The sequence below is a fragment of the Pseudomonas tohonis genome (assembly GCF_012767755.2).
GTDB classification, from domain to species: Bacteria; Pseudomonadota; Gammaproteobacteria; order Pseudomonadales; family Pseudomonadaceae; genus Metapseudomonas; species Metapseudomonas tohonis.
On sequence record NZ_AP023189.1, the window covers coordinates 1754754 to 1779340 of the forward strand.

At 68.3% G+C, this 24587-nt stretch carries 22 protein-coding genes; 12 read left to right on the forward strand and 10 right to left on the reverse strand.

All coding sequences use genetic code 11. The features are described from left to right. The first annotated feature begins 105 nt into the window (after positions 1–105). From HSX14_RS08130 to HSX14_RS08150, 5 genes are all read left to right on the forward strand, one after another. A complete protein-coding gene (locus HSX14_RS08130; protein ID WP_173177032.1) occupies positions 106–1275 on the forward strand; it encodes a GGDEF domain-containing protein in 1170 nt (389 codons plus the stop codon). A gap of 89 nt (positions 1276–1364) precedes the next feature. Then, on the forward strand, positions 1365–2381 hold the full coding sequence (locus HSX14_RS08135; RefSeq protein WP_173177034.1) for a DUF2804 domain-containing protein: 1017 nt from the start codon (positions 1365–1367) through the stop codon (positions 2379–2381). A gap of 80 nt (positions 2382–2461) precedes the next feature. After that, positions 2462–2896 (forward strand): MarR family transcriptional regulator, encoded by a 435-nt coding sequence (locus tag HSX14_RS08140; protein ID WP_173177036.1) that lies wholly within the window; start codon positions 2462–2464, stop codon positions 2894–2896. Further along, a complete protein-coding gene (locus tag HSX14_RS08145; protein ID WP_228723559.1) occupies positions 2896–4296 on the forward strand; it encodes a DHA2 family efflux MFS transporter permease subunit in 1401 nt (466 codons plus the stop codon). The genes HSX14_RS08140 and HSX14_RS08145 overlap by 1 nt, the downstream gene beginning before the upstream one ends. 266 nt (positions 4297–4562) lie before the next feature. Next, a complete protein-coding gene (locus tag HSX14_RS08150; protein WP_173177040.1) occupies positions 4563–6935 on the forward strand; it encodes a motility hub landmark protein FimV in 2373 nt (790 codons plus the stop codon). A gap of 118 nt (positions 6936–7053) precedes the next feature. Here the strand turns inward: HSX14_RS08150 and HSX14_RS08155 are convergent, their stop codons facing one another. After that, on the reverse strand, positions 7054–9243 hold the full coding sequence (locus HSX14_RS08155; protein ID WP_173177042.1) for a patatin-like phospholipase family protein: 2190 nt from the start codon (positions 9241–9243) through the stop codon (positions 7054–7056). A gap of 75 nt (positions 9244–9318) precedes the next feature. On the opposite strand from HSX14_RS08155, the gene HSX14_RS08160 reads away from it, so the two are divergent. The 3 genes from HSX14_RS08160 to HSX14_RS08170 all read left to right on the forward strand — a co-directional run bounded on the left by HSX14_RS08160 (position 9319) and on the right by HSX14_RS08170 (position 11300). Further along, the gene (locus HSX14_RS08160) at positions 9319–9603 is read left to right on the forward strand and encodes an Rdx family protein (RefSeq protein ID WP_173177044.1); all 285 of its coding nucleotides are present in this window, start codon (positions 9319–9321) and stop codon (positions 9601–9603) included. A gap of 77 nt (positions 9604–9680) precedes the next feature. Further along, the gene (gene rfaD / locus HSX14_RS08165) at positions 9681–10679 is read left to right on the forward strand and encodes an ADP-glyceromanno-heptose 6-epimerase (RefSeq protein ID WP_173177047.1); all 999 of its coding nucleotides are present in this window, start codon (positions 9681–9683) and stop codon (positions 10677–10679) included. A gap of 123 nt (positions 10680–10802) precedes the next feature. Next, the gene (locus HSX14_RS08170) at positions 10803–11300 is read left to right on the forward strand and encodes a hypothetical protein (RefSeq protein WP_173177049.1); all 498 of its coding nucleotides are present in this window, start codon (positions 10803–10805) and stop codon (positions 11298–11300) included. An 86-nt stretch (positions 11301–11386) separates the two neighbouring features. Here HSX14_RS08170 and HSX14_RS08175 read toward each other — a convergent pair whose 3' ends face one another. The 3 genes from HSX14_RS08175 to HSX14_RS08185 form a co-directional block, all read right to left on the reverse strand. After that, a complete protein-coding gene (locus HSX14_RS08175) occupies positions 11387–12265 on the reverse strand; it encodes a DMT family transporter (protein ID WP_173177051.1) in 879 nt (292 codons plus the stop codon). Further along, positions 12262–12600, reverse strand: coding sequence for a tRNA-binding protein (locus HSX14_RS08180; protein ID WP_173177053.1), 339 nt, complete (start codon positions 12598–12600; stop codon positions 12262–12264). The genes HSX14_RS08175 and HSX14_RS08180 overlap by 4 nt, the downstream gene beginning before the upstream one ends. 92 nt (positions 12601–12692) lie before the next feature. Further along, on the reverse strand, positions 12693–13448 hold the full coding sequence (locus HSX14_RS08185; RefSeq protein WP_173177055.1) for an AraC family transcriptional regulator: 756 nt from the start codon (positions 13446–13448) through the stop codon (positions 12693–12695). Positions 13449–13581: 133 nt separating this feature from the next. Between HSX14_RS08185 and HSX14_RS08190 the strand changes: the two genes are divergently transcribed. Beyond that, positions 13582–14415 (forward strand): UDP-2,3-diacylglucosamine diphosphatase, encoded by an 834-nt coding sequence (locus HSX14_RS08190; protein ID WP_173177057.1) that lies wholly within the window; start codon positions 13582–13584, stop codon positions 14413–14415. Then, complete coding sequence (locus HSX14_RS08195) at positions 14412–15449, forward strand: glycosyltransferase family 4 protein (protein WP_173177059.1); 1038 nt, start codon at positions 14412–14414, stop codon at positions 15447–15449. Before HSX14_RS08190 ends, HSX14_RS08195 begins: the two co-directional genes overlap by 4 nt. 225 nt (positions 15450–15674) lie before the next feature. Here the strand turns inward: HSX14_RS08195 and HSX14_RS08200 are convergent, their stop codons facing one another. The 3 genes from HSX14_RS08200 to HSX14_RS08210 all read right to left on the reverse strand — a co-directional run bounded on the left by HSX14_RS08200 (position 15675) and on the right by HSX14_RS08210 (position 18157). Beyond that, complete coding sequence (locus HSX14_RS08200) at positions 15675–17063, reverse strand: adenylate/guanylate cyclase domain-containing protein (protein WP_111259502.1); 1389 nt, start codon at positions 17061–17063, stop codon at positions 15675–15677. Positions 17064–17216: 153 nt separating this feature from the next. Continuing rightward, positions 17217–17804: an HD domain-containing protein gene (locus HSX14_RS08205; RefSeq protein ID WP_173177061.1), complete on the reverse strand. Its 588-nt coding sequence runs from the start codon at positions 17802–17804 to the stop codon at positions 17217–17219. A 35-nt stretch (positions 17805–17839) separates the two neighbouring features. After that, a complete protein-coding gene (locus tag HSX14_RS08210) occupies positions 17840–18157 on the reverse strand; it encodes an Mpo1-like protein (protein WP_173177064.1) in 318 nt (105 codons plus the stop codon). A gap of 138 nt (positions 18158–18295) precedes the next feature. Between HSX14_RS08210 and HSX14_RS08215 the strand changes: the two genes are divergently transcribed. Further along, positions 18296–19297, forward strand: a complete 1002-nt coding sequence (locus HSX14_RS08215) for an AraC family transcriptional regulator (RefSeq protein ID WP_173177066.1) — start codon at positions 18296–18298, stop codon at positions 19295–19297. A 153-nt stretch (positions 19298–19450) separates the two neighbouring features. Here the strand turns inward: HSX14_RS08215 and HSX14_RS08220 are convergent, their stop codons facing one another. Continuing rightward, complete coding sequence (locus HSX14_RS08220) at positions 19451–20905, reverse strand: TrkH family potassium uptake protein (RefSeq protein WP_173177068.1); 1455 nt, start codon at positions 20903–20905, stop codon at positions 19451–19453. Between the two features lie 76 nt (positions 20906–20981). Beyond that, entirely contained in the window at positions 20982–22436 is a 1455-nt protein-coding gene (locus HSX14_RS08225) for a TrkH family potassium uptake protein (protein WP_173177070.1), read from the reverse strand. Between the two features lie 132 nt (positions 22437–22568). On the opposite strand from HSX14_RS08225, the gene HSX14_RS08230 reads away from it, so the two are divergent. Continuing rightward, the gene (locus HSX14_RS08230; protein WP_173177072.1) at positions 22569–23126 is read left to right on the forward strand and encodes a nitroreductase family protein; all 558 of its coding nucleotides are present in this window, start codon (positions 22569–22571) and stop codon (positions 23124–23126) included. 57 nt (positions 23127–23183) lie between these two features. On the opposite strand, the gene HSX14_RS08235 is transcribed toward HSX14_RS08230, so the two are convergent. Further along, a complete protein-coding gene (locus HSX14_RS08235; protein WP_173177075.1) occupies positions 23184–24524 on the reverse strand; it encodes a sensor histidine kinase in 1341 nt (446 codons plus the stop codon). Positions 24525–24587: the final 63 nt, after the last annotated feature.

A 24587-nucleotide genomic window follows, 5' to 3' on the forward strand; every position in this document is an offset into this window, starting at 1 on the left:
CGACGATGGACCGTCTATGTGAGGTAGGCGGTTTTCCGCACGGGCCCGAGGCTGCAAGGCCGGGCGCAGCAGTATGTCCCGGGCCCATAAAAAGAAGAGGTGGCAGTGTCGACACTCAACGCCTGGCTGGACGAAGTACGCCCCAATCCCTATGCCGATCAACTTGCCCTGGGATTCCGGCAGCTGCGGTTCGTCCGTCCCCTGGAGCAGGAATACCGTAATTTCTTCCTCGAGCAGACCTTCGACCTCAAGCGCATCGCGCTGCTGCTCGGCTTGCCGATCTGGCTGGCCTTCGCCTTTCTCGACTTCCACCTGATCGCCTCTTCCGAACGCTGGTGGATGCTCGCCGTGCGCCTGGGCGTGCTGGTGCTGCTGGTGGTCTGCGGGCTGCTGATCCTGCAGCGGCGCCATGTGCACCTGCTGGTGCCGCTGAGCCTGGTGTGTGTCAGTGCGCTGGGCATAGGCGCGGCGGCGGTGGTGGCCATCGCCCACCGGGTCGACCCGTCATTCCCCTATGAAGGGCTGCTGCTGGTGTGCATGGCGGCCTATTTCGTGGTCGGGCTGCGCCTGGGCGAGGCATTGCTGGTGTCGGTCCTGATCCTGGTGGCCTACGTGGCGCTGGAGCTCTGGGCCGGGCTGCCCTGGCCGCGGCTGGTGAACAACCTGCTGTTCCTCGTGTTCGGCAACCTGGTGGGAGCGGTGGGCTGCTACCTGCTGGAGTTCAAGTCCCGCGAGCATTTCCTCATCAGCCGGCTGATGCGCGTGCTGGCCGAGCACGACAGCCTGACCGGCCTGCACAACCGGCGCAGCTTCAACCGCCAGCTGGAGCGCGTGTGGCGGCAGGCCCAGCGCGAGGGGCTGCCCCTGGCGCTGCTGCTGTGCGATGTCGACCACTTCAAGGCCTACAACGATCTCTACGGCCACCAGGGCGGCGACCAGGCCCTGCAGCGGGTCGCCGAGGTGCTCGAGGACGCCGCGCGACGACCGCTGGACATGGCGGTACGCCTGGGTGGCGAGGAGTTCGCCGTGCTCCTCTACGGCACGCCGGAGGCCGAGGCGCGGCAGTGCGCTGAGAATGTGCGTGCGGCCCTGGAGCGCCTGGCCATCCGCCACGAGGGTTCCCAGGTCGCCGAGGTGCTGACGATGTCCATCGGCCTGGCCTGCATCGCGCCGGGCAGCGACACGCCGCTCGGCCAGCTCTATGAACTCTACGAGCACGCCGACCGCGCGCTCTACGAGGCCAAGGCCTTCGGGCGCAACCAGGTGGTGGCGTAGTTCGTCCCCCCGGGTGGCGCGGTGCGTGACTGCGTGGCCTGGTACGCCGGTGCTAGGATCTGCGCCTTCACCACCGACGAGCCCTGCCCATGGACAAGCTGATCAGCGCCGACGGCCAGCCGCACTACGGCCTTTTCGACGGCACCCCCGGCCTGGTCAACCACCGTGACTTCGATTTCCGCTCGCCCATGGGGCGTCGTCTCGGCGCCCTGGCGAAGTGGCGGCGCTTCCACCAGTTCCAGTATTTCGGCTTGATCAGCGACCAGCTCATCGGCGGCTGCGCGCTGGCCGACCTGAGCCTGGTGGGCGTGGGCTTCGTCTACCTGTTCCACCCGGCCAGCGGGCGCATGATCGAGCGCCAGTTCAAGCTGCCGCTGGGGATGGGCACGCGCTTCTCGCAAGCCCCGGACGATGGTGTCTGCGAGCTGCGCCAGGGCCGCAACCTGCTGCGACTGGAGAACTCGCCCAAGCCGAAGGAGAAGCGCCTGCTGGTGCAACTGGACGACGGCACCCGCATCGACGCGCGTTTCTCCGAGGACGAGCCGGCCTTCCAGCCCATGAGCCTGTGCACGCCCACGGCGGTGAACGGCTGGGTCTATGCGCGCAAGGTGGCGGGCGTCGCCTGCCGGGGCGAGGTGCACTGCGAGCTGGGTCAGTTCGACCTGCAGGCCATCGGCGCCTTCGCCCACCACGATTGGTCCGCCGGCTACATGCGCCCGGAGACCTTCTGGAACTGGGCCTGCCTGTCCGGCGAGGCGCAGGGGCGGCGGGTAGGGCTGAACCTGTCCTGCGGGGTCAACGAGACCAGCTTCACCGAGAACTGCTTCTGGATCGATGGCGAGCTGATCAAGGTGGATTGCGTGCGTTTCGCCTTCGATCGCGACCGGCCGCTGGAGGAGTGGCGGATCACCTCAGCCGACGGCCAGGTGGCGTTGCGCTTCGTGGGCACCGGGTTGCACAAGGAGCGCCTGAACCTGGGCTTCATCGCCAGTAACTTCAAGCAGATCTTCGGGCGCTTCGATGGCGTGCTCCGGCCGCATGGGCGACCGGCCCTGGAAATCGATGGGCTGTGGGGCTTTGTCGAAGATCAATATGTGAAGTGGTAGATACAAAGCTGCGCTTGCTCCCGGCTGTCGCCTATGGTTAGCTCGCTAATTATTAGTTTAGGCAGTTAGAGTCCGTTTCAATGTCCCATACCGATCAACACCGCTTCGCCATGCAGCTCGCGCAGATGTCGCGAGCCTGGCGCGCGGAGCTGGACCGCCGGCTCGTCGACCTCGGCCTGTCCCAGGCTCGCTGGCTGGTTCTCCTGCATCTCGCCCGCTTCGAAGAACTCCCCACCCAACGTGAACTGGCGCAGAGCGTCGGCGTCGAGGGCCCGACCCTGGCCCGCCTGCTCGACAGCCTCGAGGCCCAGGGGCTGGTGCAGCGCCTGGCCGTCGCCGAGGACCGCCGGGCGAAGAAGATCACCCTGTGCCCCAAGGCACGGCCGCTAATCGAGAAGATCGAGGCCATTTCCAACCAGCTGCGCAGGGAGGTCTTCACCGGCATCGATGAAGAAGAGCTGCGTCGCTGCCAGCAGATCCACGCGCAGATACTGGCCAACCTGGAACGGCGTTGATGCAGGACCTCGAGGCCCTGCACGCGCGCTTCGGTCCGCGTTATCCGCAGTTGCTGCTCGGCCTGCTGATGGTCGGCAGCATGGCGATGATCCTCGCCTCCACCAGCATCAACGTCGCCCTGCCGGCGATCATGGCGGACTTCGCCATCGGCCGGCCCCTGGCCCAGTGGCTCGCCACCGGCTTCCTCGCCGCGATGACCGCCGGGCTGCTGCTCGCCGCCTGGGCCCAGTCGCGCCTGGGCGCGCGACGCACGGTGCAGGGCGGCCTGCTGGTCTTCACCCTCTGTTCCCTCCTGGCGCTGGCTGCCACCTCGGCCTGGGAGCTGATCGCCCTGCGTATCGTCCAGGGCGCCTGCGCCGGGATCATCCAGCCGCTGGCGATGGTCCTGATCTTCCGCATCTTCGCCGAGGGTGGCCGGGGCATGGCCCTGGGCATCTACGGGCTCGGGGTGATGATCGCGCCGACGCTCGGCCCGACCATCGGTGGCTACCTCATCGACCACTTCGGCTGGGAGGCGGTGTTCTGGTTGCCGCTGCCCATGTGCCTGCTGGCGGCGCTCGGTGCCCAGTGGCTGATGCCGTCGGACCGCGACCGGCGCACTCCGGGCGTCGACCTCGTCGCCTTCCTCTATCTCAGCGTCGCGCTGTTCGCCCTGCTCGGCGCCCTGGCCGAGGCCCAGCGCTTCGGCTGGCTGGCACCGAGCTGCTGGATCCCCGGGCTGCTCGGCGTACTTTCGACCCTGGCCTTCGTCCTGCGCAGCCGCGCCAGCGAGCGACCGCTGCTGCCCCTGCCACTGTGGCGCCACGCGGCGTTCCGCAAGGCGAGCGGGGTGGCGCTGGTGCTCGGCCTCGGCCTCTACGGCTCCACCTACCTGATCCCGCTGTTCCTGCAGACGGTCGAGGGCTACAGCGCCGGCCGCGCGGGGCTGTTGCTGCTGCCCACGGGCGTGGTGCTGGGCCTGGCGTCCTTCATCGGCGGCTGGCTCAGCGACAAGCTCTCCGCCGCACTGCTGCTGGTGGCCGGCCTGCTGGTGTTCGCGGCTTCGAGCCTCGGGCTGGGGCTGGTGGAGAGCGGTGCGTCCTTCGTGGTGCTGTGCTTCTGGGCCTGTGTCGGCCGCCTCGGCCTGGGCTTGCTGCTGCCGGCGCTGAGCACCGGCTCGCTGGATGTGCTGAGTGCCGAGGAGCTGGCCCTCGGAGCCGGCGCCATCACCTTCGTGCGCCAGCTCGGCGGTGCCTTCGGCGTGAACCTGGTGACCTTCTTCTTGGAGTGGCGCCACCATGCCGGCGGCGGTGACGCGCTGGCCGAAGCCCTGGCGTTCCAGCAGACCTTTTGGCTGGTCGCGGGGCTTTTCCTGCTCGCTTTGTGGCCCGCCTGGGGTGTCAAAGCGACAAAAGGCTGACGTAGCTCTATAAATATTCGCCAAGGGTGTGAAATACGTCACTTTCATGGCGAACTTGAAGTAAGATTCCTCCACCCTGATGGCCCAAGGCCGGTACGCCGGGCAATCTGGGAATTTACATCCATACTTATTTTCTGTTGGGTTCCAGGGATCGTTACCCAGCGCGTCCACTTTCAATGCCAACGCCTGACTTTTGCCCCTCCATGGATACCGGATCGTAGGGAGGTGGCCGCGGCGTTCGAGCCGGCATGACCGGGGGAGGGCACATGGCTCGAGTCAACAGGATCCTCGTTGCGTTTGCATCGGGACCCATCCTTTATTCCGGCCTGGCGTCCGCCATCGGCCTGGGCGAGATCACCCTGCATTCCGCGCTGAACCAGCCCCTCGAGGCGGAAATCGGCCTGCTCGACGTGGGCGACCTGACCGACAGCGACATCAAGGTCAGCCTGGCGTCGGCCGAAGTCTTCGAGCGTTCCGGCGTCGACCGCGTGCTGTTCCTCAACGACCTGCGCTTCAGCCCCATGATCCGGGGTTCCAGCGGCCGCATCCGCGTGGTTTCCAACAAGCCTGTGCGCGAGCCCTACCTGAACTTCATCGTCGAGGTGGCCCGGCCCAACGGCCGCCTGCTGCGCGAATACACCCTGCTGCTGGACCCGCCGGAGTTCTCCGCCTACAACCCCGTGGCCGCGCCGCTGGGCGCTGCCGCCGGCCAGCGCGACGGCAGCCGTGGCGACGCGCCCGGCGCCGCCCGCCAACCCGCCCCCGCAGCCGCGCCGCCCGCCACCCAGGGCAAGCGCTACACGGTGGTCAAGGGCGACAGCCTGTGGGCGATCGCGCAGCGCCAGAGCGCTGGCAGCGGCATGAGCACCGCGCAGATGATGAACGGCATCCACGCGCTCAACCCCAGCGCCTTCGCCAATGGCGACCCGAGCCGCCTGAGCGTGGGCCAGAGCCTGTTGCTGCCGGATGCCGCGACGCTGTCAGCGAGCACCTCGACCGCCCCGGCCGCCGCCCCGGGCAGTGACGCACAAGCGACTTCGGGCAGCGCCCCGGGCCCGCTCTCCGCGCCCGCCAACCCGGGCCAGCCGGCGCCGCTGCCGCAGCAGATCGCTGAAGTCCAGCGCCGTGTCGACACCGAGCTGCTCAACAGCGAGAACGAACGCCTGCAATTGCGCCAGGACATCGCCGACCTCCAGCTCAAGCTGGAGAACCTGCAGCGCCAGATGGAGCAGAAGGACGCCCAGTTGGCGCGTCTGCAGGGCGCCCTGGACACCCGGGGTGCCGAAGGCGCCGTCGAGGGGGCGAACGTGCCGCCGGCAGGCGCTGCCGTCGCCCCGGACGCCGCTGTCGTGGGCAGCCCGTCCCAGGAGCCCGCCGATTCCCAGCCCGGGGTCACCCCGAGCGAAGCCCCGGCGCCGGCCGCCAGCGATACGTCCGCTTCCGCTCCCGCTCCCGCTGCCGACGCCGCGCAATCGCAGGCGGCTTCGCCGGACGCCGCGCCCCAGGTGGTGGTCGAGGCGCCGGCTGGCCAGGACACCTGGTCCCGTGCCCTGCTGGCCCTCGGTGGCGTGCTGCTGTTGGCCGTCCTGGCCCTGGTGCTGCTGCGCCGCCGCCAGGGGACCCGCCCCGAGGAAGCCGGGCCCGAGCGCGAACCCGAGCCCAGGGTGCGCCCGGCTGTCGTGGCCGTCACCGCCGAGCGCCCGCGCATCGGTGCCGTGCCCCAGCCCCGAGTGGAGCCGGTGGTCGCCACCGCCGCTGCAGTGGCCGCCGCGCCCGCGCCTGCACCGGCGCCGCGCCCGCAACCCCAGCCCGTGGCTCCGCGTGCCTCCAGCGATTCCCTGGATGGCGCCAACATCTACATCGCCTACGGTCGCTTCAGCGACGCCGAGAGCGCCCTGCGCGCGGCCATCGTCCAGGAGCCCAAGCGCACCGACCTGCGTTTCCGCCTGCTTGAGGTGCTCGGCGAGCTGCGTGATCGGAGCGGCTTCGCCGCCGAGGAGCGGAGCCTGCTGGAGATGGGCGTCGGCCCGGCGCGCATCGAGCAGATCAAGGCCCGCTACCCCGGCATCGATCAGAACACGAGTGCCGAGCCGATGCTGGCCGATCCGGAGTTCGTCCTCGCCGACGAGGCTGCCGACCAGCCCCCGGTCGCGCTTGTCGTGCACCGTGACGACGAGCTGACCGACGAGTTCCAGCTCAACCTCGACGACCTGCCGCTGGATGCCGACTGGGACAGCCTCAGCCCCTTCAAGACCGAGGCGCCCAAGGCCAAGGCGGCGGGCAAGGCCGAGCCGGTGCAGCACCACGTCGACCCCGCGTTCCGCAGCAACCTGCAGGACATGCCCGAGGTGTTCGAACTGGATGACCTGGAGCAGGCCGATCGCCTCGAACTGCCGGACCTGCCCCAGGCCGAAGAGCTGGGCGAGCTGACCTTCGACTTCGAGGACCCGCTGGAGGCCGATGACGACCTCGACCACCTGGCCGCGCGCCAGGAGAACCTGATGAAGCTCAACCTGGCCCTGGCCTACATCGACCAGGGCGACGTCGAAAGCGCCTGCAGCATCCTCAACGAGGTGATCGATGGCGGCGACGAGGAGCAGAAGCAGGAGGCCCGCCAGCTGCTGGCGAAGATCGCCTGACGCGGCCCGTGACATGAAAAAGCCCGGACTTGGTTCCGGGCTTTTTCATGTCCGTGCAGCGCGCGTGTCGCGTGGGAACGCTCAGCGAGCGGCGCCCCCCCCCTGCGCGAGACCCCACTCAGAACACCCGGCCCAGCTTGAGGTAGAGCGCCTGCTCGGACGCGTCGTTGAGGCCGTAGCTGAAGTCGAGCGGGCCCAGCGGCGTGTCGAAGCTTATGAACAGGCTGCCCGCGTTGATGTAGCCACTGTCGAAGCTGTTGTCGTTGTTCCAGGCCCGGCCGCGTTCGAGGCTGGCGCCGAGGTAGAAGGGGAAGTCCAGCGGCAGGAACGAGCGCTGGGTCATGCGCCGGTAGTAGACCAGCCGTGCCAGGGCGACGTTCTGCCCGGAGATCGAGTCCTCGCGGAACCCCGACAGCTGTCGGGCACCGCCGAGCTGGAAGCTGGAGGTGACCACCTCGGCGCTGTCCAGGGTACGGCCATAGCGACCGCCGAGGACGAAGGTGTTGGCGTCGCTGGAGAGCGCCTTGTCCAGGCTCAGCTCCCACTGGCGGTAGCGGTCGTCCGAACCCAGTTCGGGGTCGTACTGGCGCAGGGTCAGCTTGATGTCCTCGCCCTCGTGCGGGTAGTCCACGTTGTCGAGGGTGTCGAAGGAGTACTTCGCCTCGTAGTAGCCCTCGCTGAAACTGAAGCTGGGCAGGCGGCGGTCGCCGATGCGCACGTCGGCATCGCCCCAGGCCTGGCCGATGCCGAGGCGCAGCTCGCCGTTGTTGGCGATCTGCCGGCCGATGTTGAAGCCGTAGCCGTAGCGCTGCAGGCGGTATTCGGCGATGGGGTCGTTGTCCAGGGTGGCGTCCACGTTCTGCGCCTCGGCGGCGAGGTAGGGAGCCACGAAGTAGCGCGAGCCGTAGTCCAGCGGCTGGTAGAACTCGCTGTAGAGCTCCTGGTCGCTGCCGATCTGGGCACGGGTCAGCCATTCGGCACCGAGCGTGTTGATGCCGTTGACCCGGTAGCTGGCGCCCAGGTTGAAGGTGCTGCCGCCGCGCATGTCGTCATCCAGGCTCAGGCCCAGGCGCAGGTAGTCGGTGCCGGTGCGCTTGCCGCGCGCGTTGATCACCAGCACGTTGCCGTCCTTGCGCTTGACCACGCGGTAATGCACCTGCTCGAAGTAATCCAGGCCGTAGAGCGTGCCCATGTCGCTCTGCAGGCGCTCCAGGTCCAGCGGCTTGCCGGTCTCCTGGCGGATGATGCGGCGGATCACCTCGTCGCCCACCTTGGAGTCGTTCTCCACGCTGATGCGGGCGATCACCGGGCGGCGCTCGACCGGCAGGCGCGCCTCCTCCAGCACGGCCTCCTGCCGGCCGCCCGCGTGGGCCAGCGGAGCGAAGCGGTTCTTGAGGATGGTGGCGGCGCGGTAGCCGGCGTCGATCATCTCCCGCGCGCGACCGAAGTCGGTGGCGGAGAAGCCGGCCAGGGGCGGCTGCACCAGGATGTCGTCCGGGCCCAGGGTGGCCAGTTGCGCCTCGGAGTTGCGCCGGGTCATCAGGGTCACCGACTGGTTGAGCACATCGACCACCGTGAGCAGCTCCTTGCGCCCGCGCAGCGGGGTGCCGATGTCGACGGTGATCACGAGGTCGACACCCATCTCCCGCGCCACGTCCACCGGGATGTTGTCCACCATGCCGCCGTCCACCAGCAACTGGCCGTCCACCTCCACCGGTGCGAACACCGCCGGGATCGACATGCTGGCGCGGATCGCCTGGGGCAGGTGGCCCTTGCGGAATACCACCTTCTCGCCGGTGGAGATGTCGGTGGCCACGGCGCGGAAGGGGATGGCCAGGCGGTCGAAGTCACGGGTGTCGCTGGTGTGCACCAGCAGGCTCTCCAGCAGCAGGGCGAGGTTCTGGCCCTGGATCACGCCGAGCGGCAGGCCCAGGCTGCCGTCGTCGCGGAAGCTGAGCTTCTGCTTGACCAGGAAGTCGCGGTCGTCCTGCTTGCGGCGGAAGGGGACGTCGTCACGCAGTGGCGCGTCAGAGAGCGCCTGGCGCCAGTCGATGGCCAGGGCCAGCTTCTCCAGTTCCTCGACGCTGTAGCCCGAGGCGTAGAGGCCGCCGATCACCGCGCCCATGCTGGTGCCGGCGATGGCGTCGATGTGCACGCCCTGTTCCTCCAGCGCCCGCAGCACGCCGATGTGCGCCAGCCCGCGCGCGGCACCGCCGGACAGCACCAGGCCGATGCGTGGGTGGGCCTGCTCGGCCAGGGTGGCCAGTGGCAGGAGGGTGAAAGCGAGGAACAGAAGCACGCGGCGCATAACGCATCCCTGGTCAGGCGGGGAGGAAAAGGCCGCTATTATAGGCACCCCGCACCCCCACCACCGAGCATCGCCATGTCCAGCGCCAGGTCCGAAATCGTCATCACCTATTGCACCCAGTGCCAATGGCTGCTGCGTGCCGCCTGGCTGGCCCAGGAGCTGCTCAGCACCTTCGCCGACGACCTCGGCCGGGTGGCGCTGGAGCCGGGTACCGGCGGTGTGTTCCGCATCACCTGCGATGGCGAGCAGATCTGGGAGCGCAAGGCCGACGGCGGCTTCCCCGAGGCCAAGGTGCTCAAGCAGCGGGTTCGCGATCGCATCGATCCGACGCGTGACCTGGGCCACAGCGACCGGCCCTGAGCCTTCTTGCCCCAGGTCAAGCGCGACCCGGCAATGCAGGCATAGCCTGGCGGCATTCCCCTTTCTGGAGTGCCGTCATGAGCATCATCGTCACCGGTGCCGCCGGCTTCATCGGCAGCAACCTCGTCCGGGCCCTCAACCAGCGTGGCGAGACGGACATCATCGCCGTCGACGACCTGACAGAGGGCGACAAATTCCGCAACCTCGCCGATTGCGAGATCCGCGACTACCTGGACAAGCGCGACTTCGTCCCGCGCTTCGCCGAGGGCGCCTTCGGCATGGTCCGCGCGCTGTTCCACCAGGGGGCCTGCGCCAGCACCCTGGAGGCGGATGGCCGCTACATGATGGACAACAACTACCGCTACAGCTGTGAGTTGCTGGACGCCGCGCAGCGTCGCGGCTCGCCCTTCATCTATGCCTCGTCGGCCGCCGTCTACGGCGCGGGGCGGGTCTTTCGCGAAGCCCGCGAGCACGAGCGGCCGCTGAACGTCTATGGCTACTCCAAATTCCTCTTCGACCAGCGCGTGCGCCGCCTGCTGCCCCAGGCCCGTGCCCAGGTGGTCGGGTTGCGCTACTTCAACGTCTACGGCCCGCGCGAGGGGCACAAGGGACCGATGGCCTCGGTGGCGCTGCATTGCTTCCAGCAATACCGCGCGCACGGGCGGGTGCGGCTGTTCGAGGGCTGCGACGGCTTCGCCGATGGCGAGCAGCGGCGCGACTTCGTCTCGGTGGAGGACGTGGCGCGGGTCAACCTGCACGTTCTCGACCACCCGCAGTGCTCGGGCCTCTTCAACCTCGGCACCGGTATCGCCCGGCCCTTCAACGCGGTGGCCGTGGCGGTGGTCAACGCCCTGCGCGCCGAGGCCGACCAGCCACCGCTGGGCCTGGCCGAGCTGGTCGAGCGCGGGGTGATCGTCTACGAGGCCTTCCCCGAAGCCCTGCGCGGGCGCTACCAGAGCCATACGCAGGCGGACATCGACCTGCTGCGCGAGGCCGGTGCAGGCGACGGTTTCCTCGACCTGGAGACCGGCGTGGCGCGCTACTGCCACTGGTTGCTGGAGCAGGACCAGGCCTGAGAAAGGCATGTATCAGGAGGTTTACCCGGGCTTTACACAGGGCTGACGCCCGCCGGTGCGGCCCCGGCGAATAATGCCCCCGGGCGGCAGCGATCCTGCTGCCGCCGTGCAGCGAGGTGAACGATGTCCTTGAAAACAACCCTGACGCTGGCGTTGCTGGTGCTCGGCCTCTCCACCCAGGCGTTCGCCGGCCCGGGGCCGGGTGGTCCCGGCGGGCCCGGTCCGGGCGGCCCCGGCAGCTGGGGGCCAGGCCCCGCTGGTGGGCACGGTCACGGCCTGCCATCGGGCGCCCGGGAGCTGTGGATCGGCAGCGCGCTGTATTTCGTCGCCGCCGGCACCTACTACCTGTGGAACGCCAACGTGCAGCGCTACGAGGTGGTGGCTCCGCCGCCGGTGGTGCAGGGCAACAGCGTGGCCAGCTACGAGGTGATCGCCTATCCGGCCAACGGCCAGAGCGTCGACCAGCAGGGCCGCGACCGCTACGAATGCCACACCTGGGCGGTGTCCCAGAGCGGCTTCGACCCGGCCACCGTGACCCGCCCGGTGGGCAGCGACAGCACCGAACGCTACCGCCGCGCGCTGGGCGCCTGCCTGATGGGGCGCGGCTACAGCGTCAACTGAGAAAGCCGGGCCGCCTTGAACCCTGCCCCGGACTTCGGTCCGGGGCCCCGGCGGCCTCGCTCCCGCGCTGAAGCACGGGCTACGGTTCAGTGCGTCGCTTCGGCGGGCTTCACCGCGTTGGTTCTGCGCGTCGGGAAGGCGATGGCGATGATGATCAGCGCGCCACCGGCGAGCATGCGCAGCGAGGGCTCCTCGCTGAACAGCCACCAGGCGAAGGCGATGCCGTAGACCGGCTCCAGCGCGAAGATCACCGCCGTGGTGCGGGCGTTCAGCACCTTCAGGCTGGCCACGAACAGGCTGTGGGCGAGGCCGGTGCAGAGCACGCCGAGCAGGGCGATCCACAGCCAGTCGACGGCCCGGACCGTGGGCAGCAGCGACGCGCCCAGGGGCAGCACGCAGGCGACGATGCAGAGGTTCTGCCACAGCGCCACCTTCACCGGGTCCAGCCCACGGGTGCTGGCGCGGTTGAGTAACGACAGCAGGGAGAACAGCAGGCCGGAGAGGATGGCCGCGATCAGCCCCTGGGTGGCGTCACTGGCGAAATCGAACGCCGGGGTCACCAGCACCAGGCCGACGCTGACCAGGACGACCACCAGCATCTCGCGCAGGTGGATGCGCTCGCGGAACAACAGTCCCTCCAGCAGCAGGGTGAAGGCCGGGAAGCTGGCGAAACCCAGGGTGGCGATGGCCACGCCGCCAACCTTCACCGCCTGGAAGAACAGCACCCAGTGCCCGCCCAGCAGCAGGCCGCCGAGCAGCAGCAGGGGAACCTGGCGCCGCGACGGGGAGCCGCCCCGGGCGCCGCCGACCAACCGGGCGAACAGCGCCAGGGCGAGGACGGCGAACAGCGCCCGGCCCAGGGTGATCACCAGCGGCGTGGTTTCCGCCAGCTTGCCGAAGATGCCGGAAAGGCCGAAGAGCAGGGCACCCAGGTGGATGGCGAGCAGCGCGTTGCGTTCGTTCATGCCAGGCGCGCGCCGTTGGGCAGGGGCTTGTCGAAGCCGGCCAGCACCACCTTGCCGTCGGCGTCGTGGACGCCGGTCACCAGCACCTCCGAGCGCACCCCGGCGATGCGCTTGGGTGCGAAGTTGCAGACGCACAGCACCTGGCGGCCGACCAGCTCCTCGGCGGCGTAGTGGGCGGTGATCTGCGCGCTGGAGGTCTTCACCCCGAGCTCGCCCAGGTCCACCTCCAGTACGTACGCCGGCTTGATGGCCTTGATGTTGGGTGCGGCGGAGACGACGGTGCCGACGCGCAGTTCAACGCGTTCGAAATCCGCCCATTCGATGGTCGATGACATACAGCCCCCTTGTTTGACGATGGCCGCAGTCTAGAGGGCGGCGCGGTGGCTTGTCTGTCGCAGGGCTCGCGGGTTTCGTCGCGACACTCGCGTCAGTCGCGCGTGCGACGCAGCGAGCGCGGCGTCACGCCGAACTCGCGCGACAGCGCGGCGGTGAAGGCGCTCTGCGAGGCATAGCCCACGCGGGCGGCGACCTCGGCCACGCTCAGGGCGCTTTCAAGCAGCAGGCGACGGCCCTGGAGCAGGCGCCGGGTACGCAGGTAGTCCATGGGCGTCTGCCCGGTGGCGGCGAGGAAGCGGCTGTGAAAGCGCGCCACGGAAAGGCCGCAGAGCCGCGCGAGGTCAGCCACTTGCAAGGGGCGGGCGGCGTGCTGGTCGATGTGGGCGTCCAGCGCCGCCAGGGGCAGTTCGCCGGGTTCCGTCGTGGCTTCGCTGCCCGGTGCCACCAGGCTGGCGAGCAGCAGGCCGACGCCTTGGGTGGCGATCACCGGATCGTCGATCGGGCTGGCGGCGAGCCAGCCCACCAACTGGCTCTGGGCGGGGTTGAGCTGCAGGGCACCGGGTTTTTCCAGCAGGCGCCGGCTGGCATCGAAATGCCCGCCGAGCGTGCGTTGCAGCCAGGTGTCGTCGGGCACGTCCAGCACCAGGCACAGGCTGCCGCGCGGGCTGCCGCAGGCATGGTGCTCACCCGGCGGGACCACGGCGAGGTTCTGCCGTTCGACCCGCGCGCCGATGCCGCCCACCTCGAACTCCAGGCTGCCGGTCAGGCCGAACACCAGCTGGGCGTGGTCGTGGCTGTGGGCGAGCAGGTCGTGGTTGTAGCGGCGCAGGGTCAGCATCGGGTTCATGGGGTGGTCCTCGGCAGGCCGCCAGTCTACTCCGTGGCGCGGGCGCCGGCAGTGTCATCGTTCTGCAAGCTAACCGTCACCTGCACTTCACCGGGCCTGCGCAAGATCGGAAAAACCCAGCTGGAGGCCGCCCATGAGCAGCGTTCAACGCCTGGAGCCGGTCGACCCGGCTCGTCCCCGCAAGCAACGCGTCCGCACCCTGTGGATATCCGACGTTCACCTCGGCACCCGCGACTGCCAGGCCGAGCACCTGGCGCGCTTCCTCAAGCGCCACCACGCCGACCGCATCTACCTGGTGGGCGACATCATCGACGGCTGGAAGCTACGCAGCGGCATCTACTGGCCCCAGGCGCACACCAACGTGATCCGGCGCCTGCTGACCATGAGCAAGCGTGGCACCGAGGTGATCTACGTCACCGGCAACCACGACGAATTCCTGCGTCGCTACTCCAGCCTGCTGCTCGGCAACATCCAGCTGGTGGACGAGGCGATCCACGAGACCGCCGACGGTCGCCGCCTGCTGGTGATCCACGGCGACCAGTTCGACGTCATCACCCGTTACCACAAGTGGCTGGCCTTCCTCGGCGACTCGGCCTACGAGTTCACCCTGACCCTCAACCGCTGGCTCAACCACTGGCGCGAGCGCTGGGGCTACGGCTACTGGTCGCTGTCGGCCTTTCTCAAGCACAAGGTCAAGACGGCGGTGAACTTCATCAGCGACTTCGAGGAGTCCATCGCCCACGAGTGCGTCAAGCGCGGGCTGGACGGCGCCGTCTGTGGCCACATCCACCACGCCGAGATCCGCCAGGTGGGCGGCGTCGAGTACATGAACTGCGGCGACTGGGTCGAATCCTGCACCGCGCTGATCGAGCACTGGGACGGCACCATCGAGCTCTACCGCCTCGCCGACGACCAGGCGCGCCTCGCCGCCGAGACCCGGCAGCCAGCCCTCGAGCCGGCTGCATGAGGATCCTCATCGTCAGCGATGCCTGGGCGCCCCAGGTCAACGGCGTGGTGACCAGCCTGCAGGCCCTGGTGGCCGAACTGCGCGGGCTCGGCCACTTGGTCAAGCTGCTGTCGCCCCGTGACTTCCGCTCGCGGCCCTGCCCGACCTACCCGGAGATCCCGCTGGTGTGGGACCTCTGGCGCGTCGGGCCGGCGATCCGCGATTTCCGCCCGGATTGCGTGCACCTCGCCACCGAAGGGCCGCTGGGCTGGGCCGCGCGGCGCTGGCTGATGCGCCGTGGCCTGGCTTTCTCCAGCGCCGTGCACACGCGCTTTCCCGAATACGTGCACACCCGCTGGCCGGGCGTGCCGCTGGAGTGGGGCTACGCCGTGCTGCGCGCCTTCCATCGCCCCAGCCAGACGGTGCTGGTGACCACCGAGCGCCTGCGTGGCGAGCTGGCCGGGCGCGGGCTGGGGCACCTGTCGCTGTGGCGCAAGGGCGTGGAGACCCGCCTGTTCCACCCGCGCCCGCAGCAGCCCCGGCCGCTGAAGCCGGTGTTTCTCTACGTCGGCCGCATCGCCCCGGAGAAGAACCTGCGGGCCTTCCTCGACCTGGAGCTGCCCGGCGAGAAATGGCTGGTGGGCGATGGGCCGCAGCGGGCCGAACTGGAAGCGGACTACCCCGATGCACGCTTCCTCGGCTACCGCCACGGCGAGGCGCTGGCCGAGGCCTATGCCGGTGCCAGCGTGCTGGTCTTCCCCTCGCGTACCGATACCTACGGGCTGGTGATGCTGGAGGCCCTGGCCTGCGGCACGCCGGTGGCCGCCTTGCCGGTGCCGGGGCCGCTGGACGTGCTGGAAGCGGATGTCACCGGGGTGATGGACGAGGACCTGCAGGGGGCCTGCCTGCGCGCCCTCGAACTGGACCGCGCCACCTGCGCCGAACGGGCCGCGCGCCTGTCCTGGCGGGCTTCCGCCCAGGAGTTCCTGGCACGCCAGCCGCTGCTGGACGGCGAGTTGTGCGGTGAGGCGGTGGGGGAAGGGTCGCTGTCGTAGGGCACGCAGCCATGTATCCGCGTAGCCGCGCGGTCTGGCGCTCCGCATCGATGGGTTTCGCTCCGCTCTACCCATCCCACGAAAAGCACGAAGCTTCGTCGCAGGAGGTGACGTGCGCACCGAAGCGCTTCGTGAGCGCAGCGCAACCGTCCTCGCGGTGCCTGATGCCTGCGCCGCGCCCATGAAAAAGGCCGCCCGAGGGCGGCCTTGCTGTGACCCATTCGGTCAGAGAATGACCTTGTCGCGCAGTTTCTCGGCAGCCAGTTGCAGCGCCTGGATGACCTTTTCCTTGTCGTAGTTCTGGATGCCGTTGGTGTCCAGGTACATGGAGAAGCCCGGCAATTCGTGCTCGACGTAGCTGGAGGTGGCGCCCAGGTCGCGGCGGAAGTCCACCACCTGGTAGATCTGCACGGGGCGGGCGAAGCCCTTGACGGTGATCTGGCCCTTGTCGCGGCACATGATCACGTCCTTGATCAGCGAGTAGGTCTCGTGGGAGATGAGGATCTCGCCGGCCTCGGAAGCGCTTTCCAGGCGGCTGGCGAGGTTCACGTCGCGGCCGATGATGGTGTAGTCCATGCGCGTGTCGGCGCCGAAGTTGCCCACCGTGCAATAGCCGGTGTTCAGGCCCATGCGGATTTCCAGGGGCTTGGTGATGCCCTGGGCGCGCCACTGCTGGCGCAGCACCTTCATGTGCTTGCGCATGGCGATGGCCATGGATACGGCGGCCACGGCGTCCTTTTTGGCGCCCTGGGTGGAGGGGTCGCCGAAGAACACCATCACGCAGTCGCCGACGAACTTGTCGATGGTGCCGCCGTATTTCAGGGCGATCTTCGACATCTCGTTGAGGTAGTTGTTGAGCAGGTCGGTCAGGGCCTCGGCCTCCAGCTCCTCGGACAGCTCGGTGAAGCCCTTGATGTCGGAGAAGAACACGGTGAGCTTCTTGCGCTGGGTCTCCAGGCGCACGTGGCGCTTGCCGCTGAAGATCATTTCCCAGACCTGCGGCGACAGGTATTTGGCGAGGTTGCGGGCCAGGCGCGCGGCCTTTTCCTGCTCCAGCTTGATCTCGCTGCGCGCCAGCGCCAGGCGCAGGCCCTGCTGGTGCACGAAGAAGGCGGTGATGCAGACGTAGAGCGTGGTGAAGCAGATGCTGACGAAGGACACCAGAGCCGGGGTCGCGAGCTTCAGGTCCGGGTGCGCGACCACCGTGGTCAGCACCGTGGCGCTGGCGGCCACGAGGATCGCCAGGCCCAGTTGGCGCAGGCCACCGATGATCAGTGCGCTGAACGACAGGGTGAGCATGAACATCAGGCTCGGCACCACCGAGAAACCGAGCAGGGCCGCGCCGGCGCCGGCGTGCAGGGCGTCGATGAACAGCAGGATCAGGTGGGTGCGCTCGGGGTGGTCACGCTTGAAGCGCAGGCTCAGGTGATGGGCCAGGTGCGGATAGAGCAGGGCGTAGGGGACCATCCACAGCACGTCGTAGGAGAAGTACTGGATGTAGCTGCCGGCGGCGATGCTGGCGGCCGTGGCGATATAAGCCAGTACGCGGGAGTAATACTCGCGAAGCGGCGGGGTCGGAAGACTGCTGAGCCGGTCTAGATTGGCTGACTTCATGTAAGCGAACGATCCCTGATGATTTTCTGACGCGACGTACGGGCGTCCGATGGTCTGCAAGACCTGAGCCAATGCCTGGCGGGTGCGGGATCATAACCAAGTGCCACTACGGCGGCCAAGCATGGCCGCCGAACGGTGGCACGGCCTCGACGTTCAGCTCGCGTTGCGCTCCATCACGGCCTTGTAGATCGACTGCCTGGGTTGGGCGAAGACGCGGCGCAGCATGGGCTCGAAGTATTCCAGGGGCAGGTGTTCGGCCTCGGGGTCGAAAGCGGCGGCGTCGTAGCGTGCACAGAACTCGATGGTCTGGCGGTACTGCGGGTGGTCCTTGAACTGCTCGCGCAGGTGGCGATCCAGGCCCAGGTGATGGAAGAAGTAGTAGCCCTGGAAGATCGCGTGCTTCTCCACCATCCAGTGGTTCTCGGGGCTGACGAAGGGCTTGAGCATCGCCGCGGCGATGTCGGCGTGGTTGAAGGAGCCGAGGGTGTCGCCGATGTCGTGGAGCAGGGCGCAGACCACGTATTCCTCATCCTGGCCGTCGCGGTGGGCGAGGGTGGCGGTCTGCAGCGAGTGGGTCAGGCGGTCGACCGGGAAGCCGCCGAAGTCGCCATCCAGCAGCCTGAGGTGGGTGAGGATGCGGTCCGGGAGCTGGGCGGCGTAGCGGGCGAAGTCCTGGGCGATGATGCTCCAGTCCTCGGCGGTACCGTCTTCCATGTGGGTGAAGCGGGCGTGGGCATTCATCGGGGGCCTCTCTTGTTGTTGTTTTCGGGGGCTTGCTAGAAGCGGATGCGGCCGGTGAAGGCGTCCTTCAGCATCACCCAGTCGCCCATCAGGCTGTAGAGCGGGTACTTGAAGGTGGCGGGGCGGTTCTTCTCGAACACGAAGTGACCGACCCAGGCGAAGCCGTAGCCGGCAACGGGCAGGGCCAGCAGCCACAGCCACTGCTGGGTGACGAGGGCGTAGGCGAGGATGCTCAGGACCAGCAGACTGCCGACGTAGTGCAGGCGGCGGCATACGTCGTTGCTGTGTTCCTGGAGGTAATAGGGGTAGAACTCGGCGAAGCTGCTGAAACGCTCGGCGGGCGCGGTGCTCATGGGGATGTCTCCTCTTTCTTGTAGGAAGAGAGTGTAGGACTGGTACCTTTCCAGACCAGTGACATTAGGTGCCAGTTTAGTATCCTTCGTCGCCAGACCCTGTCCTGTGGTCTCCGTCTGACAGAACAAGAAGGCGCCATGAGCGAACGTACCACGTCATCGAGCTGGGCCCTGGGGATCGTCCAGGCGCTGGAAATGGGCGGCGTCGACTGCCGCAACCTGTTCCCCGAACTGGGGCTCGACTACGCCGCCCTGAACGATCCCGATGCCCGTTTCCCCCAGGACGGCATGACCCGCCTGTGGTTGCGCGCGGTGGAGCTGTCGGGCAACCCGGCCATCGGCCTGAACATGGCCAAGGTGGTGAGGCCGGCGTCCTTCCACGTGGTGGGTTATGCGCTGATGTCCAGCCGCACCCTCAAGGAGGGCTTCGCCCGCCTGGTGCGCTACCAGCGGATCATCGCCGAGGGCGCGGACCTGAGTTTTCGCGCCACCCCCGACGGCTATGCGCTGATCCTGGCGATCCATGGCGACCGCCTGCCGCCGGCGCGGCAGAGCGCCGAGGCGTCCATGGCCTATTCCCTGGCCTTCTGCCGCTGGATGACGGGGCGGCCGATCAACCCGCTGGAAATCCGCTTCCAGGGCCCGCCGCCTGCGGACATGGAGCCCTATCGCCAGGTGTTCCAGGCGCCGCTGCGGTTCAACGCCGAGCACTATGCGCTGCTGTTCGACCGCGCCGACATGGAGACGCCGCTGCCCACGGCCAACGAGTCCCTGGCGCAGCTGCACGACCGCTTCGCTGGCGAGTACCTGGCGCGTTTCTCCGGCAGCCGCGTGACCCACCAGGCGCGCCAGGTTCTGTGCCGCCTGTTGCCCCAGGGCGAACCCAAGCGCGAGGTGGTGGCCAGCACCCTGCACCTGTCCCAGCGCACCCTGCAGCGCCGCCTGCAGGAAGAGGGCACCAGCTTCCAGCAACTGCTGGACGACACCCGTCGCGAGCTCGCCGAGCAGTACCTGGCACAGCCCAACCTGACGTTGCTGGAGACTGCCTACCTGCTGGGCTTCGCCGACCCGAGCAACTTCTTCCGCGCCTTCCGCCGCTGGTTCGACGCCACGCCGGGCGAGTACCGCGCGCGCCTGTAATCGCCTTCCGGAGTCTGTAGGGGGATGTAGGGGCGACTTCAGTCGCCCGGCTCGCCCAGCGCGGCTGGGGGAGGCCAGGCGCCGCCCCTGTTCAGTGGACCTGCGCGTTCACGAGGGTGACGCGGCACGCAGGTGCCTGTGCGCGAAGCCGCCTCAATGCCGCCAGAAATACGGCGTGCAGATCACCAGCACGGTGATGATCTCCAGGCGGCCCAGCAGCATGCCGAGGGAGAGCAGCCACTTGGCGCCGTCCGGCAGGCTGGAGAAGTTGCCCGCCGGCCCGATCACCTCGCCCAGGCCCGGCCCCACGCCGGAGACGGTGCTGGCGGCGCCGGTGAGTGCGGTGATCCAGTCCACCCCCATCAGCGACAGGCCCAGGGCCATGACGCAGATGGTGATGGTGAAGAAGAACGAGAAGGTGAGGATCGAGCGGACGATCTCTTCGTCGAGGCGGTGGCCGTTGTACTTCTGCTTGATCACCGCGCGGGGGTGGATCAACTGGTAGAGGTTGGCCTTGAGCAGGATGTAGGCGACCTGGAAGCGGAAGATCTTGATGCCGCCGGCGGTGGACCCGGAGCAGCCGCCGATGAAGCCCAGGTAGAAGAACAGCATCAGCGAGAAGTTGCCCCACAGGCTGTAGTCGCCCAGGGCGAAGCCGGTGGTGGTGAGGATCGAGGTGGTGTTGACCGCGACGTGGCGCAGTGCCTCGGTCCAGGGCAGGTCGGTGGTCAGCCAGTACCAGGTGCCCAGCACCAGCCAGGTCGCGAGCAGCAGGCCGAGGAAGCCGCGTACCTGGTGGTCCTTGATCAGCGCCTTGCGGTGCCCGCGCAGGGTGGAGACGTAGAGGGCGAAGGGCAGGCTGCCGAGGATCATCACCACCACCGCGACCCAGTGAACGGCCGGCTGGTGCCATTTGGCCAGGGACTGGTCGGAGGTGGAGAACCCCCCGGTGGAAATCGCCGACATGGCGTGGTTGACCGCGTCGAAGGGGCTCATGCCGGCCAGCCAGAAACCCAGGGTGCCGAGCAGGGTGAAGCTGACGTAAACCAGGACGATAAACTTGGCCACCATGTGCGAGCGCGGCATGACCTTGTCGGAGCGGTCGGAGGACTCGGTCTGGAACAGGCGCATGCCGCCGATGCGCAGCAGCGGCAGGATCGCCACGGCCATGCCGATGAAGCCGATGCCCCCCAGCCAGTGCAGCAGCGAGCGCCAGATGAGGATGCCGGGCGACATGGTGTCCAGCCCGCTGAGCACGGTGGCGCCGGTGGCGGTGACGCCCGACATGCTCTCGAAGAAGGCGTCGGTGTAGCTGATGTGCTGGGTGAAGAGGAACGGCAGCGCGGCGAAGATCGCCACCACCACCCAGCTGGAAACGGTGAGCAGGTACATGTCGCGCGGGCGCAGGTGCACGTGCTCGGGGCGCCCGGGGATGACCAGCGCCAGGCCGGCGAGGAAGGTGATCAGGCTCGACCAGACGAAGGAGTGGATGTCCTGGGTGCGTTCGAAGATGAACAGCGTCAGCACGGGGATGGCCATGCTCACGGCCAGGGTGATCAGGAATATGCCGATGATGAAGCCGATGATGCGCAGGGTCGGCAATGCCATGGGTCGAGCTCTGAGTTGTCGAGGTCGCCATTCTATCCGGGCTGGGCGACCTGTCCATGCTCACCGCCTCCGGGGGTCAGTGCTTCCAGAAGGCGCGGGTGAAAAGCACCAGGACGGTGAGGATCTCCAGGCGGCCGAGGAGCATGCCGAAGGTCAGCAGCCATTTCGCCGCATCCGGCAGGCTGGAGAAGTTGCCGACCGGGCCGATGGTCGGTCCCAGCCCGGGGCCGACGTTGCAGACCGCGGTGGCGGCGCCCGTGATGGCGGTGGTCCAGTCGAGGCCGATCAGGCACAGGCCCAGGGCGATGACGCCGATGGTCACGGTGAAGAAGAAGGAGAAGGTGATCAACGAGCGCACGATTTCCTCGTCGATGTTGTGCCCGTTGTACTTCTGCCGGATCACCGCCCGGGGGTGCACCAGTTGCTGCAGGTTGGCCTTGAGCATGACCAGGGCGACCTGGAAGCGGAATATCTTCAGGCCGCCGGCGGTGGAGCCGGAGCAGCCGCCGACGAAGGTCAGGTAGAAGAAGAGCATCACCGAGAAGCTGCCCCACAGGGTGTAGTCGCCCAGGGCGATACCGGTGGTCGTGACCACCGAGGTGACGTTGACGGCGACGATGCGGACGGCGTCGAGCCAGCTGTTGCTGGAGTTGGCCCAGTACCAGGTGCCGAACAGCAGCCAGGTGACCACCAGGAAGAGCAGGAAGCCCCTCACCTGATGGTCGCGGACCAGGGCCTTGCGATTTCCGCGCAGGCTGGCGACATACAGCGTGAAGGGAAGGCTGCCGAGGATCATCACTGCCACGGCGACCCAGTGCACCGCTGGCTGCGGCCAGTGCGCGATGGAGCTGTCGGAGGTGGAGAAACCGCCGGTCGAAATCAGGGAAGCGGCATGGTTGAGCGCTTCGAAAGGGGTCATGCCGGCCAGCCAGAAGGCCAGGGTGCCAAGGGCGGTGAGGCCGATGTAGACGAGGAGGATGTACTTGGCCGCCATGTGCGAACGCGGCATGACCTTCTCACCCCAGTCGGAGGACTCCGTCTGGAACAGGCGCATGCCGCCGATACGCAGCAGCGGCAGGATCGCCACGGCCATGCCGATGAAGCCGATGCCCCCCAGCCAGTGCAGCATCGAGCGCCACAGCAACAGGCCGGGCGAGGCGGAGTCCAGCCCGGTGAGGACGGTCGAGCCGGTGGTGGTGATGCCGGACATGGTTTCGAAGAAGGCGTCGGTGTAGCTGATGTGCTGGATGAACACCATCGGCAGTGCCGCGAAGCAGCACACGACCACCCAGCTCGCCGTGGTCAGCAGGTACATGTCGCGGGGGCGCATGTGCGAGTGCTCGGGCCGCCCCTGGGCCACCAGGGCGATGCCGGATGCGAAGGTGATCAAGCTCGACCAGGTGAAGGCGCTGAGGTCGTCGGTGCGTTCGAACACCAGCAGCGCCAGCATGGGAATGACCATGCTGGCGGACAGGGTGATGAGAAAGATGCCGATGATGAAGGCGATGATGCGGAGGGTCGGCAGCGCCATGGCAAGTCTGGCCCGGTGGACGAGGAGCGAGATTCTACGCAGGTGCATGGGACTGTAAAGCGATGTCGTATATCGGGAACGTTTCGCAACTTCGGCTAGAATGCCGCTTCACTCGAACCTGGAGGTGGCCCGATGGAGGCTCTCGACGCTCTGCTCAACCGCGTATCCCTGTCTCGCCTGGTGGAGCCGGCGCCCGATGCGGCGCAACGCGAGGTGCTGTTCCGCGCCGCCCTGCGCGCCCCGGACCATGGCTACCTGCGGCCCTGGCGCTTCCTCACCATCGAGGGCGAGGCACGCAACCGGTTGGGCGAGCTGTTCGCCGAGGCGGTGAAGGCCAGGGACCCGCAGGCGCCCGAGGCTGCGGTGAACAAGGCCCTCGGCATGCCACTGCGTGCGCCGCTGCTGGTGGCGGTGATCGCCCGCCTGACCGCCGGGCACAAGGTGCCGGAAAGCGAGCAGGTGCTGTCGGCGGGCTGCGCCGCCCACGGCATCCTCCTGGCCGCCCATGCCCAGGGGCTGGGCGCCATCTGGCGCACCGGCGAGCTGAGCTACGACCGCCATGTCGCCCGTGGCCTGGGCCTGGCCGACAACGAGCAGGTCGTGGGTTTCCTCTACCTGGGCAGTGTGGAAGGCGACCGCCGCAGCCCGCCGGAGCTGGCTCCGGCTGATTTCGTGAACGCCTGGGGCTGATCGACTGATCCACGGCGGGACCGAAGAACCCGGCTGGAGATACCTCCGCCGGGTTTTTTATTGCCTGGGGGACACCCGGCCTTGCGGGTGCAGCGGCAGTTCGATGCTGGCGACGAAGCCACCGCCGGGGTGGTTGGCCAGTGCCAGCGAGCCGCCGTGGCGTTCGACGGCGCGACGGGCGATGGCCAGCCCGAGGCCATGGCCCGCTGCGGCCTGGCCCGGCGCGCGGTAGAAGGGTTCGCCCAACTGCGCCAGGTGCTCCGGTGCGACGCCAGGGCCGTGGTCGCGGACCTGCACGCGCAACAGGCCGTCGGCCTGGCTGGCATCCAGCTCCACCGGCTGTTCGGCCGGGTTGAAGCGCAGGGCGTTGCGCAGGAGGTTGTCCAGGGCGCGCTCCAGCATGTCCGGCCAGCCGTCCAGGCGCAGCTCGGCGGGGCAGCGGATCTCGATGCGCTGCTCGGGGTAGAGCAGGCGCGCGTCGTCGGCGAGGCCCGCCAGCAGAGGGCGCAGCTCGATCGGGTGGGTCGCGCCGGGTTCTGCATCCAGGCGCGCCAGGGCGAGTATCTCGCTGATCAGCGCTTCCAGCCGGTCGCATTCCTGGCCCAGGCGCGGCCACAGGGCCTCGCGCTGTTGGGGTTCCGCGCGTTCGGCCAGGGCCAGGGCGATGCGCAGGCGCGCCAGGGGCGAGCGCAGCTCGTGGGAGACGTCACGCAGCAGCTGGCGCTGGCTGCCGATCAGCCCCTGCAGGCGCTGCCCCATGCGGTTGAAGTCGCCGGCGAGCACGCCGAGTTCGTCACGGCGCCGGGACAGGCGTTCCAGGCTGTCCTGCTGGTAGGCGGTCTTGCCGAGGTCGTGCACGGCACGGCGCAGGCGGTTCAACGGACGGGTGATGTAGAGGGTCAGTGCCAGGCTGAACAGGGTCAGCACCACCAGGGCGATGCCCAGGGCGCTGAAGGGCCAGAGCAGGCTGCCGCGGTGCCAGGCTTCCAGTTCGGGGTAGGGGATGCGGTAGATCAGCAGGAACGAGTCGCCGCTGCGCGGGCTGGTGTATTCCTCGGTGAGGCGGCGCCAGGGCAGGCGCTCGTCGTGCTGGCGGGCCTCGAAGGCGGCGGCGCGGGGCGGGAAGGTGCCGCGCACCACCGGCTGGCCGCTGTCGTTGAGGATCTGCACGTCGATGCGGGCGCGGCGCTTGAACTGTTCGAGCAGGCGTTGCACCTCGTCCGGCCCGCCGATCTCGTAGCGCTGCACCAGGGTTTCCGCCAGGCCCTGCAGGGCAGGGTGGCGGCTGAGGATCCAGGCGTCCTGGTTGAGGGCGCGGCCCAGCAGCATGGCGAGGCCGGCGACCAGCGCCAGGGCGAGCCAGAAGGCGGCGAGGATCCGCCAGAACAGTGAACGCACGCGAGTCTCCTCCGGAAACGGCAAAGCCCATCAGGCGGGTGCCTGATGGGCGCTGGGGCTGGC

What these genes read in the sequence shown, in the direction of transcription:
- HSX14_RS08190 (WP_173177057.1), top strand. Translation starts at nt 13,582, where the DNA reads ATGAGCAGCGTTCAACGCCTGGAGCCGGTCGACCCGGCTCGTCCCCGC.
- HSX14_RS08200 (WP_111259502.1), bottom strand. Translation starts at nt 17,063, where the DNA reads ATGAAGTCAGCCAATCTAGACCGGCTCAGCAGTCTTCCGACCCCGCCG.
- HSX14_RS08210 (WP_173177064.1), bottom strand. Translation starts at nt 18,157, where the DNA reads ATGAGCACCGCGCCCGCCGAGCGTTTCAGCAGCTTCGCCGAGTTCTAC.
- HSX14_RS08230 (WP_173177072.1), top strand. Translation starts at nt 22,569, where the DNA reads ATGGAGGCTCTCGACGCTCTGCTCAACCGCGTATCCCTGTCTCGCCTG.
- HSX14_RS08185 (WP_173177055.1), bottom strand. Translation starts at nt 13,448, where the DNA reads ATGAACCCGATGCTGACCCTGCGCCGCTACAACCACGACCTGCTCGCC.
- HSX14_RS08180 (WP_173177053.1), bottom strand. Translation starts at nt 12,600, where the DNA reads ATGTCATCGACCATCGAATGGGCGGATTTCGAACGCGTTGAACTGCGC.
- HSX14_RS08135 (WP_173177034.1), top strand. Translation starts at nt 1,365, where the DNA reads ATGGACAAGCTGATCAGCGCCGACGGCCAGCCGCACTACGGCCTTTTC.
- HSX14_RS08155 (WP_173177042.1), bottom strand. Translation starts at nt 9,243, where the DNA reads ATGCGCCGCGTGCTTCTGTTCCTCGCTTTCACCCTCCTGCCACTGGCC.
- HSX14_RS08225 (WP_173177070.1), bottom strand. Translation starts at nt 22,436, where the DNA reads ATGGCGCTGCCGACCCTCCGCATCATCGCCTTCATCATCGGCATCTTT.
- HSX14_RS08150 (WP_173177040.1), top strand. Translation starts at nt 4,563, where the DNA reads ATGGCTCGAGTCAACAGGATCCTCGTTGCGTTTGCATCGGGACCCATC.
- HSX14_RS08170 (WP_173177049.1), top strand. Translation starts at nt 10,803, where the DNA reads ATGTCCTTGAAAACAACCCTGACGCTGGCGTTGCTGGTGCTCGGCCTC.
- HSX14_RS08160 (WP_173177044.1), top strand. Translation starts at nt 9,319, where the DNA reads ATGTCCAGCGCCAGGTCCGAAATCGTCATCACCTATTGCACCCAGTGC.
- HSX14_RS08220 (WP_173177068.1), bottom strand. Translation starts at nt 20,905, where the DNA reads ATGGCATTGCCGACCCTGCGCATCATCGGCTTCATCATCGGCATATTC.
- rfaD (WP_173177047.1), top strand. Translation starts at nt 9,681, where the DNA reads ATGAGCATCATCGTCACCGGTGCCGCCGGCTTCATCGGCAGCAACCTC.
- HSX14_RS08195 (WP_173177059.1), top strand. Translation starts at nt 14,412, where the DNA reads ATGAGGATCCTCATCGTCAGCGATGCCTGGGCGCCCCAGGTCAACGGC.
- HSX14_RS08175 (WP_173177051.1), bottom strand. Translation starts at nt 12,265, where the DNA reads ATGAACGAACGCAACGCGCTGCTCGCCATCCACCTGGGTGCCCTGCTC.
- HSX14_RS08140 (WP_173177036.1), top strand. Translation starts at nt 2,462, where the DNA reads ATGTCCCATACCGATCAACACCGCTTCGCCATGCAGCTCGCGCAGATG.
- HSX14_RS08215 (WP_173177066.1), top strand. Translation starts at nt 18,296, where the DNA reads ATGAGCGAACGTACCACGTCATCGAGCTGGGCCCTGGGGATCGTCCAG.
- HSX14_RS08205 (WP_173177061.1), bottom strand. Translation starts at nt 17,804, where the DNA reads ATGAATGCCCACGCCCGCTTCACCCACATGGAAGACGGTACCGCCGAG.
- HSX14_RS08145 (WP_228723559.1), top strand. Translation starts at nt 2,896, where the DNA reads ATGCAGGACCTCGAGGCCCTGCACGCGCGCTTCGGTCCGCGTTATCCG.